The organism is Niallia sp. WK069_GA_01 (genome assembly GCF_983173855.1).
Window position 1 is genome coordinate 4,462,343 of sequence record NZ_OZ470138.1, and the last position, 16,884, is coordinate 4,479,226.

Sequence of the window (16,884 nt, forward strand, 5' to 3'; positions counted from 1 at the left end):
GATTAACTACTTCTACTAAACAAAAAAAGCCCCTCATGCAAGGCTTGTATAAGGAAAGACTTACATTAGAAGCAAATGAGCATAAGACTCGCTCGTGAAAAACAAAGCGGACTGCGGTTTATACGACCACACTTCAAACAACAAAAAACACCCGTCATTTTGTTAATCAACAAGAGAATGCTTAAAAGCATAAATAACTGCTTGTGTTCTATCTTGCACTTGAAGTTTACTTAAAATATTGCTTACATGTGTTTTAACCGTTTTAATCGCAATAAAAAGTTTATCTGCTATCTCCTGATTGCTTTTTCCTTCTGCCATTAATAATAGAATTTCCATTTCCCTTGCCGTTAACTCTTCATGCAAAGGCTGCTTTGTTTTTCCACGCATTTTAAGCATCATTTTATCTGTTACCTCTGGCTCCAGCACGATTCGTCCATGAAAGGTCTCACGTACTGCATTGGCAATTTCACTTGCTTTAGACGTTTTCAGCATGTAGCTGGTTGCTCCTGCCTCAAGAGCCGGATAAACTTTTTCATCATCTAAAAAGCTTGTTACTATGATTATTTTTGCTTCTGGCCAGCTGCTTATAATTTCCTTTGTCGCTTCAATTCCATCCATTTCCTTCATGACTAAATCCATCAAGATAATATCAGGGCGAAGTTCAAGTGCTAAAGAAACACCCGTTTTTCCATTGTCTGCTTCTGCTATGACATCAATATCCGGCTGTGCAGAAAGATAGGACGACACCCCTATTCTTACCATTTCATGATCATCTACAAATAATACTCTTATCAATTATTGTTCCCCCCGGACTTGCAGCAAAGGCAATTTCACTTCCAAACGGGTTCCTTTTTCCTTAAGGCTTATAATCTTTAATTTCCCGCCAAGTTCTGCTGCTCTTTCCTGCATATTTTGCAAACCATATGATCCAGTCTTGCTTGATTCTACATCAAAGCCAATACCATCATCCAACACTCTCAAAATAATAAACCCTTCTCTTTGAATCAACTGCACTTCTAACGTATTTGCTTTTGCATGACGCAATGTATTAGAAACGGATTCTTGTAAAATCCGAAATAAATGATCTTCTATGCCTTTATCTAAATTCAAATCTTCTAGTTTCCATGATATTTCCATCGTCACTTTTTGCAGTAATTCCGTTAACAGCTCAATGACGCCTTCTTTTAATGTTTTTCCTTTTAATGCTACTGGCCTTAAATGCAATAAAAGAGCCCTCATTTCCAATTGGGATTGATGAATCGTCTCTTCTACTAATTTTAATTGCTTTGTCTCACGATCATCTGACAGTGGCCTTGTTTCATTTATTGCCGACAGTAGCATGGAAGCCGCAAATAATTGTTGACTTACCGAATCATGTAATTCTCTTGCCAGCCTATTTCTTTCTTCCTCAATAATCGTCTGCACCCTTATTTCTTGATCTTCTGCGTGTTCAATGACAAGTTTTTGCGTTAATTTCGTTTGTTCCATTAACTGGCTCTGTAGGCTTTTCAGTTTTTTCGCGACTATATTTACTTCTTCATAATACGGCTGATTTTGCGTAGGTACATACTCTTGTTTTTCCATATCATCCAATACACTTTCCAGCTCACTCATTTGTTTTTTCCAAGATAGTCCTGACAATATTCCAAACAAAATGCCCATCATTATGGCAACACTTGATATAAATAATAAAAAGGGAATTCCCATTACTTCTCGTTCCCATAAGAGTATCCAATCATTTGGAGGAAAAATAATTATATATGCCGCAGAGAAAAAAGCAAAAAAGACTAGTGAAGAACAAATGCCCCAAACAATTTGTCTCTGAATAATGCTCATATTCTTTTCACCTCTAAGCTTCCTGCAATAAAGCTGGTGAAAATCTTTATTCGTGTTTCTGCCATATCAAATGTGGCATTTCGCATGTGAATATTTTTATTAATCACATTGCTATCTTGTTCACCAAAAATATTATAGGAGCCAAACAAAATAGAATGATTGATGCTTGCATCCATATCATATGGTACATATATTTTTACGTTGCCTATAATATTTCGTATAAAGATAACTGTTTCTCCCTTTGGCAGTACAGTATAGCTTAAATCAATCACCGTTTCTCCAATTCCAGCCTGAATATTTATATCATTCCACTCATAAACATGATCTGGTGTTTCATTCCGCTGAAAAAAAGTATTTTGAAAAAAGGGCTGTTTTATCAATAATTCTTCTTTCTCTTCCTTTTTCTCTTTAATAATCGGTTTTATTGTTTCTCCCTCTTTATTCTTTTGAAAAAGCTGGATGGCATAATAAAGCAGCACACTTCCTAATAAAAATTTAACCGTTACCATATTCAAAATACTCACAAGCAATAGTAACAGTCCAGCCCAGAAAAGAAGCTTTCCAACCCTTTTGTTTTTCCCTTGCTTAGCAAAATACATCATCCCTACAGAAACAAGGAGAGAAAAAATAATCCCTGGATTAAACACAAATACTTCTAAAAGCAGGAGAAATCCTCCGATGACCATTACCCAGTTTGCATAATTATCTTTTAGTCGATCAAACAATGGCGTTCCTCCTTTCGATATCATTCGATCCCTCTGAATAAATAGAATATTTTCTACCCATTCAGAGTGATCGAAACACTTACTCTTCTGCTATCCAAAAACAGCTCTTTTCATTATCTAAAAAGGTGCACTTAATCTGCACCTTTTTAGAATACCATTTTTTGATAAAGAAATAGAATAATCTTTTTTTCAAAAGGCTAGAGATAATCTGAACTTATATCTTTTCTTTCTGCATGTCTTTTTCAAGGCTCGCTATTTTCGCGTCAATTGTATGCTGATAATAAGATGTATTAATTTTTTGTTCTAATGAATCAATATACTTTTCAATCTCTTCAAAGGAAGTCTTAGCCTCTTCTTTTATCCCTTTTTCATCCAGTACTTTATCTATCGTGGAATGAGCATGGGTAATATTTTCTTTGCCCATCATTTCCAAACGGCGAATATTCATATCCTTTAGTTTATGCACCATCTCTATATACTTAGCCTCTAATTCTGTTACTTGTTTTTCCGTGATTTTTACAGATTCTTTTAAACGTTCACTGCGCTCTTCATAATGATTCTTCTCTAATAGAGCAAATTGCAGCAATTCTTCTTCTCCAGCTTTTTCCGCAACAGCTGCTTGTTGTGTTCTTTTCGCTGCCATCTCTTCAGCTGTATGCAGTTCCTTCGTAAACTCTTCCTTTAATTTATATTGACGCTCTACTAATTTTTTTACTTTCTCCGTTTCCTTTTCACACTCTCTTAAATATTGATTAAGAAGACCAATTGGATTTTTATTCTCCTTTTTATCTAACACTTCATTGATATCTGCTAAAACGGTATTTTTAATTCTTTTTAATAAATTCGTCATAAATTTTCTCCCTCTTCCGATTAATTTTTATTTAAATCTGACCATTGCTTTTCAAAATTTTGAAATGGGTCATTTTCTTTCTTGCTTTTCACTGTAGGTTTATTCCATTTTTTAAAAACCAAATATAAAATATAAGCTGCTGCCAAACCTAAAATGGCTGGTAAATGGCTGGCAGTAATCCCTAACATAACGATGCCTGCAATTCCCCACAATACCTTTTCTAATGTTGTACTGCTTTTGACAAACTGTTTAAAAACCAGGTAAAGAATTGCTGCACTTATAACTAATCCAATTAGTGGACCTAACTGTGACAATAAAATAATTGCCGCAGCAGCCCCTATCATAAATAATCCAAACTTTTTCATTTGTTATCGCTCCTTTCTTATCTACTATGTTACCTGCATCCCAGCTTTTTCATAACGTGCTCCAGCTTGATTTTGCTCTACGACTATAGTCTTAGCTTTATCTACTCCTAATTTAAGAATAAAAGCGCAGACAGACACCCATACAAAAAAATTCCACACCATAGCACATGAAAAGAAGCAGATTTTTTAAGTTATATAAGCAGGAAGCAGTCAGAATACACGAAGACTCCTGTGGAAATTGCGAGACAGACGAGACCCTGCAGTGAACGAGAAGACTCGGCGCACGCCCCATCGAAAGCGAAGTGTATTCTGACTGCAGACTCATTGAAAGCGCATCACTTTTCAAGGTAGAAACCCATGCAAACAAGTTTGCACCATAGCAGCAGATTTTTTAAATTTATAAGCAGGAAGCAGCCGGAATACACGAAGACTCCTATGGAATTAGCGGGACAGGCGAGACCCCGCAGGAGTTTACTCCGAGGAGGCTCACCGCCCGCCCCATGGAAAGCGAAGTGTATTCCGGCTGCGGACACATTGAGAGAGCATCAATTTTCAGGGTAAACACCCATGCAAATAAATTGATACCATGGCGCATGAAAAGAAACTGCTTCCTACTTTTTTATGAACTAAGTTTGAAGCATAGAGCAGGTGGAATACACGAAGACTCCCGTGGGAAAGCGAGAAAGACGAGACCCTGCAGGAGCGTAGCGACGAAGCGGCTCGGCACTCGCCCACAGGAAAGCGAAGTGTATTCCACCTGCGGAATCCTTTTTTCAGAGTAGCCTTGAAAAATTTTATTAAGTAGCTAAACTCACCCTAACGTATGCCAATATAAAACAAAAACCCCGCTGCAAGAGCGGGGAAAGAAACGAAAACGATATACAAATTATCTAATCTTTCATTTTTCCTAATTAAAGTTCAAACTGTCTTTATAGAGCAACCTGTTATACAAGAATAACCAACCAGAGTGTATACAGCTATCCTATCAACCTATTATAAATAACCCTAGCCCTTGTACGATCATCAGTACCATGAATAATTGCCCGACCATCTTTAAAGAGAACGACTCGATGGTCTTCATACTGACATGCCAACAAATATTGGTTTACCGTTAAATGTTCAACCATGTCCTTCCACATATTAGATAAATGCTGTAAATCAAGAGTGCGGGAAATACCTGGCCGGATATGAATGGCATCCCTTCCGCACAGCACATCTGTTTTTGTATGACCCTCCATCGATAAATAAGGATAAACCGCATTTTTTCCGCAACTAGGACAGTTATCATTTTTAAGTTTCCTTACATTAATTTCAGATTTTTCCATGTTCCAAATGTCAAAGGAATAAAGGATTGAGTCTACTTCTTCCCCAGTAAGGATTTTAAAAGACTGGGTTACTTGAAAAGCAGCAACTAATTGAACAATAGGGCTAATTACTCCCACCGTATCGCATGTTACCGTCTGTCCAGGAAGATGCTCTATTAAACAGTGTAAGCAAGGAGTCTTGTAGGGTTGAACGGAATATGTCAGCCCATAGCTTGCAACACACGCACCAAATACAAAGGGTATATTCTGCTTTACTGCTGCATCATTAATGATTAATCTTGTTTCAAAATTATCAGTAGCATCAATAATAATGGAAGCATTCTTTATGAATTCTTCTACATTTGCAGCATTTATATCTGCTACCACACTATTTATGGTTATTTCGCTGTTTAGTGACTCCAGCCTTGTTTTGGCTGCAGCTGCTTTTGGTATTTTCCTTTTGGCATCTTCTTCTGTATACAACTGCTGCCTTTGCAGATTACTCCATTCCACATAATCCCGATCAACAATTGTAAGCTTTCCAATGCCTGCTCGTACAAGCATTTCTGCTGTTGAGGACCCAAGCGCACCAGCTCCCATTATAATGGCATGACTATTTTCTATTTTGCTTTGCCCTATTTTTCCTAGGAATAATTTTTGTTTCAAATAACGGTTAGTCAAGATTTCACCATTCCAAATGCAGGGCTGCTTGCCACCCCATAATTTTTCTCCTCTATTCTTCCAGCTTCAAACCCTAACTGTCCTGCTTCAATTGCCAGCTTCATTGCATAAGCCATTTTAATTGGATCCGTCGCTCCTGATACTGCTGTATTAAGAAGCACTCCATCTGCACCAAGCTCCATTGCATAGGCAGCATCTTTTGGAGACCCAATTCCAGCATCTACAATCACAGGAACAGAGGATTGCTCGATAATAAATTGTAAGTTTAAAGAATTGATAATCCCTTTTCCTGATCCAATTGGCGACGCACCAGGCATGATTGCATGCACACCCAAATCTTCTAATCGTTTTGCCAGCACTACATCATCAGACGTATATGGCAACACAATGAACCCTTCTTCAAGCAGCATCTCAGAGGCTTTTAATGTCTCAACTGGATCTGGCAACAATGATTTATCACAGCCGATTACTTCCACTTTAATCATATCGCATAAACCAGAAGCTTTTGCCAACTTTGCAATTCGCACTGCTTCTTCCGCCGTTTTCGCTCCTGCAGTATTAGGCAGCAAGGTATAACGGGATAAGTCCAGTTGTTCTAAAAAGTTAGGCTGGGATTCTTCAAAAATATTCATTCTTCTAACAGCAAATGTTAAGATCTCTGCACCAGAGACATCTACTGCTTTTTTCTGAATATCAAATGATGGATATTTCCCCGTCCCTAATAGTAATCTCGATTTAAATTCTTTATTCGCAATGGTTAACATATTATCCGCCTCCTACAAAATGTATCAGCTCCACTGAATCGCCCTCCGAAAGACGGGATACAGTGTACTGATCTTTTAATATAATCTCTTTATTTAATTCCACTACTACAATTCTATTTTGCAATTCATATAAAACTAGTAAATCAGCGAGCGTTTCCACTCCTACTGGCAGTATTACTGATTTTCCGTTTAAGTTGATTGTCACTTTTCCACCTCCCTATACAGAGATTTTGTTTCTTCTATCTACTTGAAAGGCCTTTAACCATGTTTCTTCTACTTGATTGCCGACAATCAGATCTTTAATCAGCTTTCCTGTAGCAGGAGCCATTAGTATGCCATTTCGCTGATGCCCCGTTGCAAAAAAGAGATTGTCATCTTCTGGATGGGCTCCAATAAAAGGATATCCATCAAAGGTCATCGGTCTAAAACCTGCCCAATAGGATTCCATTTTCATTTCCGTTATGCTCGGCATTATTTCCTTCGCTTTTTGAATGATTTCTTCTATCCCGCCAATTGTCGGTCTTGCATCCCAATCATTCCATTTTTGTGTTGCTCCAATAACAAGCTTATTATTATTTCTTTGCACCATATAATTTTGTTTATAAAAAAGCGTATGATCCAGTGGTTTTCCTTCATTAATGACCGCCAAGCATTCACCCTTGACTGGTATAACCTGATTAGTTAACCCTAATTGCTGAAAAAAACGATTACTCCAAACGCCACTGGCCACCACAACATAATTGGCTTGAAACTCACCCTTTGCTGTGTGAATAACGTAATGATCACCTCGTTTTTTTATGTCTGCAACCTCTGTATATTCAAAAATAGATGCTCCATAATATTGGGCTGTTTTGCTTAGTCCATTGCATGCAATAGCTGGTGTTATATGAACATCCTCTTTTAAATGTGCGGCACCAATAATGGAATTTGTCACAGGTACTTTTTTTAACACCTCAGCAGCTGGCAGCCAGTTAACTGCTGAATGAGCGAGAACTTGTTGAAGCGCTTGTTTTTCTTCTTCTGAAAAAACTAATTTCAATATCCCTCCTTCCTTGCGTTCCATATCAATTCCACAGCACATTTGAATTTCATTCGCAAGTTCTTTATACAGCAATTGACTGCTTCTAACAAAAGGGTATAATGATTCAAATTCTTTAAATTCAGAATGTGCTCCAAGCATACCGGCTGCTGCACTTGTAGATTTCCCGCCTATTTCTTGGGCTTCGAACACAGCAACATCGATTTTTTCCTTTGCTAAAAAATAAGCAATGGAGCACCCGATTATTCCTCCACCGATAACGGCTACTTCATAGTTTCGTTTCATATTGTTTACACCTCTCTTGAAGCTTTTTTACTTCTTCCAAAGGATCGGCTGAGGAAAAAATGGTCGACATTACAGCGATTCCATCTGCACCATACTGATGTACGACCTCCACCCTTTCTTCTGTGATTCCTCCAATCACAAATAATGGAATGGATAATTCTCGCTTTATTTTTTCAATAGATTCAATAGCGATTGGCGGCTTTCCCTTTTTGCTGTTCGTTTTAAAGCAATGCCCATATAAAATATAATCCGCTCCATCTCTATTTGCTTGAATAGCTTCCTCTATGCTGTGAACAGAAGTACCGATCGTCTTTTCCGGAAAAAAATTTTTCACTTCTTTAACCGGCAATCCACTTCCCGGCAAATGTACATTATCTATACTTAACAAGGAAGCAACATCTAAACGATCATTTATAACTAGCTTTTTTTTATCCACACCTTGTTGTAATAATCGAACGCACAGCATAAACACATCCCGTGCAGGTTTTGATTTTTCTCTAATATGTATGTAATCTACAAAAGTGTGAATTTTCAATATTTTGCATGCGAGTTCATCAATAGAATGCTGATTGTCGGTAACAGCAATAAGCTTCAATCAAAAATCCCATCCTTTCCATCTAGAATTGCCCTTTTACATTCACTGATTTTTCTTTGTTTTAATAGCTTGGCAACGCAAAAAACCACTCTCCTGTTCAGGAAAGTGGTTTAAAAATTCGCATAAAAAGAGCCTACAATAGAATAAGCACAAAAAATACAATTTTCCACTTTCCTACGCAGGTACGAGCCTGTTCAGGTTTTGAGGGTTTAAAAGTAGCTACTTTATTCTCAGCCCTTATCAAGGGATCCCCTAGTGTCAATCATCATTCATTTAATTAATTACTATTCTATCATAAGATAAAAATTAATCAAATTAAGTATCCGATAAAAAGCTTTTAGTTCGAATGCCAGATCGTCTTAATGTTATTTCACAATTAACATCTACTTTCGCCTCTGCAAAATGCTCATTCCAATCCGCTTTCACTTTAATAAATTGGTCATAATCTTGCCGCCTCATCATTTCACCAAAACCAAATATATCTGACTGATACTCCTCTTGAACCTTTTTTATTGTCTTTTCAACTTGTTTAGATACTGTTTTGTTAACTAACTTTTCATATAAGAAATAGGTTTTAATATTCGTAATTGATTTATAGCATTGTGTTGCTTCTAAGTAGCCTTCTGCTTTAATATTCACTCTAATAACTGGTCTTCCTTCTTTCCATTTCACCTGAACATCTGTATTCGTTTGTGTCACCCGAACAGAACTATACTCGTTATCCTTGCTGTTACAGTTCACAGTAACTGTTGTTTGCTTGAGATAATTATTAATCAATAAGTAACTTCTTATATCTTCAAGTGGCAAAAAACCTTGGAGCTTCTGATTTTTAAAAACAGCTAATGAATCCAATTCGACAACACTATCTGGGGTAACCTTAGTTAGATTGTCCATACTTCCCCCCTTCTTGCTATCCCCTTTGATTTTTACGGTTTCCAGAACTGGTTCTTTTCCTTCTAGTGTTAAATCCGAAATGAAGTCGTTAATTCTCACATTAGGATCACCACCCCATTCTGATAATATATTATCAATTTGTGGAGAAATCTTTAGTGAGGAAGCTTTCTTAAAAGGATACGTTATTTTCAATACATCTTCCGCTTTCTGGTCTCTAACGATAATTATTTTGAAATCATCTCTTAACTCTCTATTTCTTTCCAAGTAATCAATAAATTCCATTAACCCTAACTTAGCAACATCCTCACTAATAACTAAAAGCTTCATATGTGAATAAATCGGGGTCTGGGCAAGGTACTGATTAAATTGATGGGTAATTTCTGATATAGAATCCCCTTCAATCCCTTCTACAATAGAAGGCGCATTCCCCTGAGAAGTTTGACTCGTTAGCTCTACCGCATTCAATGCTTCTATTGTTACTTTATATTTTGCATTATCACCAAGATCAACGGCCATTCCTGATACAAGCTGTACCTCTGATAATTCTTTTCGATCCCAGCAGCCTGATAAAAGAAAACAAACACTAATTATAAAGAAGAGGAGACATAATTTTTTCAACTTTTTCCCCCGCCTTTTATTTTTGGTGGAGAAGGGGAGCTATCATTTTTCTGCTTCTCACTTTCATTCGGGCTTAAGTAGGCTGGGCGCTTATTGACAGACCATACAGGAAAACGAACAAAAACATCCTTTTGATCTTCTATAATAAAAGGGGCTACTGGTGCTAAATAAGGAACACCAAAGGAACGCAATGAACTTAAATGAGCCACCATAAATACTAATACAAGCAATACCCCATATAATCCTAAAATAGAAGCAACAATAATAAGAATGAATCGAATTAAACGGGAGGCGTTTGCAAAGCTGTAATTCGGAAATACAAAATTCGCTATCGCTGTTATTGCTACGATAATAACCATTATATTGGAAATGATTCCTGCTTCTGCAGCTGCCTGCCCAATAACTAGTGCACCAACTATCGAAACTGTCTGCCCAACAGCCCGAGGCATACGAACTCCAGCTTCTCGTAAAATTTCAAATGTAATTTCCATAATAAATACTTCTACCACAGCTGGAAACGGCACCGATTCCCGTTGCGCAATAACACTTAATAACAATGTTGTTGGCATTAATTCAGGATGAAAAGTTAGAATTCCCACATAAGCAGATGGCATCAATAATCCAATCATAAAAGACAAATAACGAATCATGCGGACAAAACTACTCATAAAATAATTTTGATAATAATCTTCAGCAGAAGTAAAAAAATCCGTTAATACAGCCGGAACAATTAATACAAATGGCGTTCCATCAATAATGATAGCTATCTTTGCATCCATAAGACTTGATGCCACAGAATCCGGACGCTCTGTATTCATTGCAAGTGGAAATACTGTTGCACTTTTATCAGCAATTAGTTCTTCTATATTCGCAGATTCAAAAATAGCTGATATATTTATTTTTTTTATTCTGCTGCGAACCTCCTCCAATATTTTTTCATTAACAATACCGTGCATATAACTAATAAAAATCGTTGTGCGCGATTCATTTCCAATCATATATTTTTCAAAACGCAAATTATGATTTTTTATTCTTTTTCGAATTAAATTAATGTTTGTAGATACATCTTCCACAAAGGCATCTTTTGGCCCTCTTACAACTGTTTGAGTGGAAGGTTCCGTTACAGAACGGCCTTCACTATTGATAAAGCTTAAGCTTAATACTTCTGGTATTCCTCGAAAAGCAATAATAATCCGGCCATCTAAAACACCAGATACAATATCATCAACAGTTTTCAGTAACTCATATCCCGATACTCCAAAACTCCTTTTGCTCAGTGCCTCTAAATCTTCCACATTTGCAATAACCCTATTATTTTCAACTGGGCTTTCTAATGTCTTCCCCAGCATTTCCTTTAATAGATCCGTGTTAACAACTGTCTCAAGATAAACAATCATCGCCTCACTTTTACCAATCATTACTTCATCTACTTGTAAATCAGCTGTATTTCCAAAACAATTAAATAACTCGGACTTTAATTCGTGAAAAGAGAGCTTTGTTAACTCGATATGTTTTACTTTTGTTGGCTCTGTATATGAAGGAATCTGCTTTTTATTATTTATAGCAAGCAGTTTTTTTAAATAATTCATATATTCACCTCCCTATTTTGTTTTCTGCCCTTCTTCCATTTTTTAAATAATAGTGTGCCTAACACTAAAACTGGTATTCCATACTCTAATGGCAAATGCAATAAAAATTTAGTAACATACAATCCTTCCTTTATATGATCTGAAAAATCAACAGAAATAAAAACAGAAAACATACTTATAATGCAAGCACATGGAATAGAAAAATAACGAAAAGGTATTTTAAAAATATATTCTAACCCTTTCAATCCTCCGTACAAAAAAACGGAGCTTTTAATTAGTATGCCTAGCATCATCATAAATACAACAAGTGCATCTATTCTCTCAATAAATTCACCTATACTTACAAGTCTAGCTGCACTTAATAAAGGAAAGTTAGAGCGGATTGCTGTATTTTCTCCTAAAGCAACAATACTGAGAAAAACGGAAGCCATTAATAGAAAACTTGCTATCACAACCCCCAGCAAACATATTCTTTTGCTATATTTAAAGTTGGTGATATTGGATAAAATCACCGTAAAAGCAATTAGTTCTCCATATGGAAAGACAAAAATGGAAGGAACAACCGCTTGGACAACTCGCTTCAAATCACCTGCCAATACTGGCTGAATATTAAATAATTCAATATTTCCACCTGCATATAAAAATAAAAAAATCAGCAGCATAAAAGCAAAGGTATATGGTGTAAATATTTCTGATGTCCTTCCCAATACTTCAATTCCCATATAAAGAATATAGCCAATCAAAAGCATTAAAGTAAAAATCGTTACTTCAATGGGTGTGTACGGAAGGATAGCTGAAGCAATCAATTCGCCAAAATCCCTTATTACACGACAGGAGATATAAAAAAAATAAATGATGTATACACTGGTCAGCCCAACGGCTATAGAACGTTTAAAACAGTATTCAAATAACTCAAACAGGTTCTTTCCAGGCAATAGAGATAAGATATAATAATAAAAAGATATTACAATCAACCCAATGAACATTCCAATTATCACTACAATCCATGCATCCCGTTTTGCTTCTAAACCAACACCTATTACAATCGCACTGCCGAGCAGAAAGTTAATAATAAGTGTCAATAACTGACTTAAAGATAGCTTTTCCGTTAACATCGCTTTTCAACACCTTAAATCATTTTAGTAAACCCGTTACATTTCCTCTTTTGACGACATATTTTTATGTTTTACTTTTTTCGTTTTCCAACGTTTTACCAGAATAACCACAACAATAAGAATAGGGAAAATAAATTGTAGCGGTAAATGTAATAGGAAGGGAATTACTAATAATCCTTCCTCCATATGGTCTGAAAAATTCCGGCTAATAAAGATGGAAAACATGGAGATCACACAACAAATAGGAATAGAAAAATAACGAAAAGGTATTTTAAAAATATATTCTAACCCTTTTAATCCCCCATAAATAAAAATACTGCTTTTTACTAATGACCCTAACATCATAGTAAAAACGACTATGGCATCAATCCTTTGTATGAATTCTCCGATAGACACAAGCCTAGCAACACTTAATAACGGAAAATTAGAACGCAAGGCAATATTTTGCCCTAAAGATAATATCATTAAGACAGAGGATATTAATAAGATAAATCCTGAACTAAGCACGCTGAATATAACAACTTTTTTGCTGTATTTATCATTTGTTACATTGCAAAAAATACAAAGAAAAACAATTAACTGTCCATACGGACGATCAATTCCATAGGGAAAAATATCCTTCCATAAGGGACCCATTCCTTCTCCTAAAATCGGTTTTATATTCGTCCAATCAATATTTTTATTCACATAGAGAAAGAGAAAAAGTAAAAAAATAAATCCCACAGCATAAGGGGTGAAAATTTCTGATGTTCTCCCTAATACTTCTATCCCTAAGTACAAAATATACCCTATCAACAATGTCATTGTTAAAACGGTAAATTCCACAGGGGTTAGCGGAAGCACTGCTGACGATATTAACTCGCCAAAATCCCTTATCACTCGACAAGCAAAATAAAAAAAAAAACAATATATACCATACTAATGAAAATTGCTATTGGACGTTTAAAACAATATTCGAATATTTGATACAAATTTTTTCCTGGCAATAATGATCCTATGTAGTAATAAAATAAAGAAAGAATCAACCCGATAGCTAAGGAGATTAAAATAACAATCCATGCGTCTTCTTTTGCTTGCAGTCCTAACCCTATCGCAATTGCGCTTCCTATATAAAAATTAAAAATCAATGCAGCAAGCTGGCTTAATGAAATGTTTTCTTTTAGCATTCGTTTAAACGATACCTCTCTTTTATAAGACGTATTTCGCAACGCGTGTTTTTTAAAATCTTATTGTGGGTTTGATTTAGTTTTATTTTTTTTCATTCGAAAATCAACAACAATAGACCAGACAAAGCCTAATAAAGCTGCTAGAACAATCGTCAAGGCTCCTGCACCAATTTCTGCGTTATAAATGTTTGCCACACATTTTTTCAGTCCTGCATGGAAAACAAACATATCTAAAACAACGGTGAGAATGCTCATTAGTCCTATTATTAACACATACGCAAATGTAACCATTCCATGTTCTCCTACTCTTTCATCTTCTGTTATTATCATGTGAAATTTGTCCAATATTATGCTATCTTTCTTTATAAAGATAAATTTCCCTTTTCAGCCAACAGCCAGTAATCTCTTTTCCAATGAAGAGATGAAACGAATTGAATGAAACCATGGGCAAGGCAAGCTAGTTAACACTTACTTCTTGTGAACTAACTATTTACTAAATTAAGCATCAACATTTATCAATATGGTCAAGCTAAACCCTAATTTATAAAAATTCCAATAGAAAAAGCCCCTTGAAAAACCTTGTTCTTCTTTAACAAGAACAAGATTCCTTCAAGGAGCCTTTACCTTATAGAGGTTGTTCAAAAATTTGTTAGCTCATCTTTCGCTTCTACGTATTTAACTAGAGAATCTTCAACTAAAAACGCTCACGTCCATTGGGCCTTTTTATCCCCCGTTTTGAACGCACTTATATATTATTACACGAGATCCCGAGGAATTTTTTCTTTCCACGTTTTATTAAACACTTCTGTTTCCCCTTCAAAAGCTATTACTTTATTCTCTAAATAGAAATAGGTTTTATCACAAGTCATGATACTTACATTTTCTAATCTTGTTTGCCACTCACCACGCCCAACATCTAGTTCCCATTCACAGCGAACTTCTGCCGATAAAGGATCTCCTTCTTTTATCGTATATCTATTACGATTTACACTTCCATATTCAATACCATTTGGCAGAAGACGGCGTTTTCCTTCATCAGAATCATCTATCAGTGTCCATACATCTTGAATGAGATCATGTCGAACTTCACGATTTCTGCTTTCTTCTCTTATTATTTCCTTTTCAGCTACCTTTGCCGTTTCAGGGGCCTCAAAAGGTGGTAGCATTTTATCGATAGGCTGCGGAGTTCTAACAGGCAATTTCAAACGAGTATCTTCCCCAGTGTAAACTTGAAGTGTCGCAGCTTCTGGAGATGGCCATGCATGTGGCCAATATGTTGGTGACAATGCTATCTGCCATTTATGACCAGCTGGAAGCACATATCCAACTGAATTTAAACGGATATTTACTTTATACTGCTCACCAGGTACTAGCTGTGTTGGAAACTCATGACTATCTCGATGCGTTAAATTGAGCATCCCCCAGCTAACTAATGTAGAAGAACCATCTGGTGCAACATCACATAAACGCACGGAAAGAAGTGCATTTGGCTTGTCAGCCGAAAGCTTCACGTCTATTTCAGGGAACCCAAGAATTTCCATCGGCGAATCTAATACCTCTGAAGTAAAACAAACGGATTGTCCATTTTCTAGTCGTTGGTCGGAAGCTAGATCGCCTGGCTGTCCAAATGGGCACCATACCCCAGCATACAAGCCATGCGCCTGCATACTTGAAACCGTAATTTCTTGTTCTTTATTTGCTGTTTTCACAAGAAAATCTTGTTCTAAATAGTAATCAGCTGTTTCAATATGTTGAGCTGGCCACTCTTTCTCTGCAACCCAGCGGCCAGGGCGTTCTAAATATTCCACTTGTGGAGGAACACTTTCTTGCATCCAAGCTCTAAGCATTGGCTCCTCCATAATTCCTGTATCTTCTCCTTTTAACCATTGATCCCACCAACGCAAGCATTCTTGCAAAAATCCGATTTGGGGACCTGGAATAGCAACTTCTGGATATTCATGTGCCCATGGACCAATTAATCCTTTTTTAGGACCAGGCAAACCTTCCAACATTCTAAAGATGGCATCTGTATAACCATCTGCCCATCCCCCAACAGCAAAAACTGGAATATTCACATCTTCATAATTTTCACAAATAGAGCCATGCTTCCAGTACTTCCCACGTTTTTGTTGCCTTACCCATTCTTCTACAAATGGTGGAGTTTTCTCCAATCGATCGAGCCAAATTGGCTTCCAGTCATCTCCGACTATTTTAGGGTCAGCTGGTCTTGCGTTATATGCTAACATGGTGGATCCCCACCAAAGCATATCAGAAGCAAGTATACATCCACCCTTATAATGAACATCATCCGCATACCGATCATCTGTGGAACATAAAGTAATAACTGCCTTTAAAGGAGAAGGACGGCGTGCTGCTACTTGCAGTCCATTAAAACCACCCCATGATTTCCCAATCATTCCTACTTTCCCAGTAGACCAGGATTGTTCTTCTATCCATTTTAGAATATCTATTGCATCATCTTGTTCTTGTTTTAAATATTCATCATACATGATCCCTTCAGAATCACCGCATCCTCTCATATCAACACGAATGCTTGCATAGCCATGTCCAGCAAAATAAGGATGACGAATAGAATCTCTTAATGCAGTAAAATCATTTTTCCGATATGGTAAATACTCTAATATAGCAGGAACTGGATCCTGCTCTGCATCTACTGGAAGCCAAATACGAGCAGACAATTTTTTTCCATCTGACATAGGAATCCAAACATGCTCTATTTCACGAACTTCTCTTGGAAATTCTGTCTTTATTGTAAGATGTGTATCACGAACATTAAAAACCATTATATTACCTCCAATTTACTATCTATTATTAATTAAAATAATTGTGCAACTTTCCAACTAATATACTATTTCACCTTTCCCCCAAATATAATCATGATTATATTTTCGATATTGGTTATGGTAACATAATCAATATTGGATCACAACCTAAGTGATAGTAAAGTTATTATTTATACTTTTCCCTTTATTTACTCGCTTATAGAAACGTATAATCAAAAATAGATAAAATAATTAGTATTTGTTTAAGGAGAAAT

General features: G+C 36.3%; 15 protein-coding genes, 1 pseudogene and 1 riboswitch. All 16 genes and pseudogenes read right to left on the bottom strand.

Annotated features, from left to right (window positions below):
- Positions 1-162: 162 nt before the first annotated feature.
- Positions 163-795 carry a response regulator gene (locus AC5LWL_RS20850; RefSeq protein WP_493436091.1) on the bottom strand — a complete coding sequence of 211 codons (633 nt, stop codon included), beginning with the start codon at positions 793-795 and terminating at the stop codon, positions 163-165.
- The gene (locus tag AC5LWL_RS20855; protein WP_493436092.1) at positions 796-1,836 is read right to left on the bottom strand and encodes a sensor histidine kinase; all 1,041 of its coding nucleotides are present in this window, start codon (positions 1,834-1,836) and stop codon (positions 796-798) included. It lies immediately after the preceding gene.
- Positions 1,833-2,561 (bottom strand): cell wall-active antibiotics response protein LiaF, encoded by a 729-nt coding sequence (gene liaF / locus AC5LWL_RS20860; RefSeq protein ID WP_493436093.1) that lies wholly within the window; start codon positions 2,559-2,561, stop codon positions 1,833-1,835. Before liaF ends, AC5LWL_RS20855 begins: the two co-directional genes overlap by 4 nt.
- A 214-nt stretch (positions 2,562-2,775) precedes the next feature.
- Positions 2,776-3,411 (bottom strand): PspA/IM30 family protein, encoded by a 636-nt coding sequence (locus AC5LWL_RS20865; protein ID WP_493436094.1) that lies wholly within the window; start codon positions 3,409-3,411, stop codon positions 2,776-2,778.
- A 20-nt stretch (positions 3,412-3,431) separates the two neighbouring features.
- Complete coding sequence (locus AC5LWL_RS20870) at positions 3,432-3,776, bottom strand: lmo0954 family membrane protein (protein ID WP_493436095.1); 345 nt, start codon at positions 3,774-3,776, stop codon at positions 3,432-3,434.
- A gap of 977 nt (positions 3,777-4,753) precedes the next feature.
- A complete protein-coding gene (locus AC5LWL_RS20875; protein ID WP_493436096.1) occupies positions 4,754-5,761 on the bottom strand; it encodes a ThiF family adenylyltransferase in 1,008 nt (335 codons plus the stop codon).
- A complete protein-coding gene (locus tag AC5LWL_RS20880; RefSeq protein ID WP_493436097.1) occupies positions 5,758-6,525 on the bottom strand; it encodes a thiazole synthase in 768 nt (255 codons plus the stop codon). Before AC5LWL_RS20880 ends, AC5LWL_RS20875 begins: the two co-directional genes overlap by 4 nt.
- Position 6,526: 1 nt before the next feature.
- Entirely contained in the window at positions 6,527-6,730 is a 204-nt protein-coding gene (gene thiS / locus AC5LWL_RS20885) for a sulfur carrier protein ThiS (protein WP_493436098.1), read from the bottom strand.
- A 12-nt stretch (positions 6,731-6,742) separates the two neighbouring features.
- On the bottom strand, positions 6,743-7,849 hold the full coding sequence (thiO, locus tag AC5LWL_RS20890) for a glycine oxidase ThiO (protein WP_493436099.1): 1,107 nt from the start codon (positions 7,847-7,849) through the stop codon (positions 6,743-6,745).
- Positions 7,833-8,444 carry a thiamine phosphate synthase gene (locus AC5LWL_RS20895; RefSeq protein ID WP_493436100.1) on the bottom strand — a complete coding sequence of 204 codons (612 nt, stop codon included), beginning with the start codon at positions 8,442-8,444 and terminating at the stop codon, positions 7,833-7,835. The genes thiO and AC5LWL_RS20895 overlap by 17 nt, the downstream gene beginning before the upstream one ends.
- Positions 8,445-8,598: 154 nt before the next feature.
- Positions 8,599-8,708, bottom strand: a riboswitch (TPP riboswitch).
- A 51-nt stretch (positions 8,709-8,759) separates the two neighbouring features.
- Positions 8,760-9,956 carry a Ger(x)C family spore germination protein gene (locus AC5LWL_RS20900; RefSeq protein ID WP_493436101.1) on the bottom strand — a complete coding sequence of 399 codons (1,197 nt, stop codon included), beginning with the start codon at positions 9,954-9,956 and terminating at the stop codon, positions 8,760-8,762.
- On the bottom strand, positions 9,953-11,545 hold the full coding sequence (locus AC5LWL_RS20905) for a spore germination protein (RefSeq protein ID WP_493436102.1): 1,593 nt from the start codon (positions 11,543-11,545) through the stop codon (positions 9,953-9,955). Before AC5LWL_RS20905 ends, AC5LWL_RS20900 begins: the two co-directional genes overlap by 4 nt.
- The gene (locus AC5LWL_RS20910) at positions 11,542-12,660 is read right to left on the bottom strand and encodes a GerAB/ArcD/ProY family transporter (RefSeq protein WP_493436103.1); all 1,119 of its coding nucleotides are present in this window, start codon (positions 12,658-12,660) and stop codon (positions 11,542-11,544) included. Before AC5LWL_RS20910 ends, AC5LWL_RS20905 begins: the two co-directional genes overlap by 4 nt.
- 36 nt (positions 12,661-12,696) lie before the next feature.
- Positions 12,697-13,826, bottom strand: a pseudogene (locus AC5LWL_RS20915) (GerAB/ArcD/ProY family transporter).
- 60 nt (positions 13,827-13,886) lie between these two features.
- On the bottom strand, positions 13,887-14,117 hold the full coding sequence (locus AC5LWL_RS20920) for a hypothetical protein (protein ID WP_493436104.1): 231 nt from the start codon (positions 14,115-14,117) through the stop codon (positions 13,887-13,889).
- Positions 14,118-14,581: 464 nt separating this feature from the next.
- Positions 14,582-16,630, bottom strand: coding sequence for a CocE/NonD family hydrolase (locus AC5LWL_RS20925; protein WP_493436105.1), 2,049 nt, complete (start codon positions 16,628-16,630; stop codon positions 14,582-14,584).
- Positions 16,631-16,884: the final 254 nt, after the last annotated feature.

What these genes read in the sequence shown, in the direction of transcription:
- AC5LWL_RS20870 (WP_493436095.1), bottom strand. Translation starts at nt 3,776, where the DNA reads ATGAAAAAGTTTGGATTATTTATGATAGGGGCTGCTGCGGCAATTATT.
- AC5LWL_RS20920 (WP_493436104.1), bottom strand. Translation starts at nt 14,117, where the DNA reads ATGGTTACATTTGCGTATGTGTTAATAATAGGACTAATGAGCATTCTC.
- AC5LWL_RS20910 (WP_493436103.1), bottom strand. Translation starts at nt 12,660, where the DNA reads ATGTTAACGGAAAAGCTATCTTTAAGTCAGTTATTGACACTTATTATT.
- AC5LWL_RS20905 (WP_493436102.1), bottom strand. Translation starts at nt 11,545, where the DNA reads ATGAATTATTTAAAAAAACTGCTTGCTATAAATAATAAAAAGCAGATT.
- AC5LWL_RS20925 (WP_493436105.1), bottom strand. Translation starts at nt 16,630, where the DNA reads ATGGTTTTTAATGTTCGTGATACACATCTTACAATAAAGACAGAATTT.
- AC5LWL_RS20855 (WP_493436092.1), bottom strand. Translation starts at nt 1,836, where the DNA reads ATGAGCATTATTCAGAGACAAATTGTTTGGGGCATTTGTTCTTCACTA.
- AC5LWL_RS20880 (WP_493436097.1), bottom strand. Translation starts at nt 6,525, where the DNA reads ATGTTAACCATTGCGAATAAAGAATTTAAATCGAGATTACTATTAGGG.
- AC5LWL_RS20865 (WP_493436094.1), bottom strand. Translation starts at nt 3,411, where the DNA reads ATGACGAATTTATTAAAAAGAATTAAAAATACCGTTTTAGCAGATATC.
- thiO (WP_493436099.1), bottom strand. Translation starts at nt 7,849, where the DNA reads ATGAAACGAAACTATGAAGTAGCCGTTATCGGTGGAGGAATAATCGGG.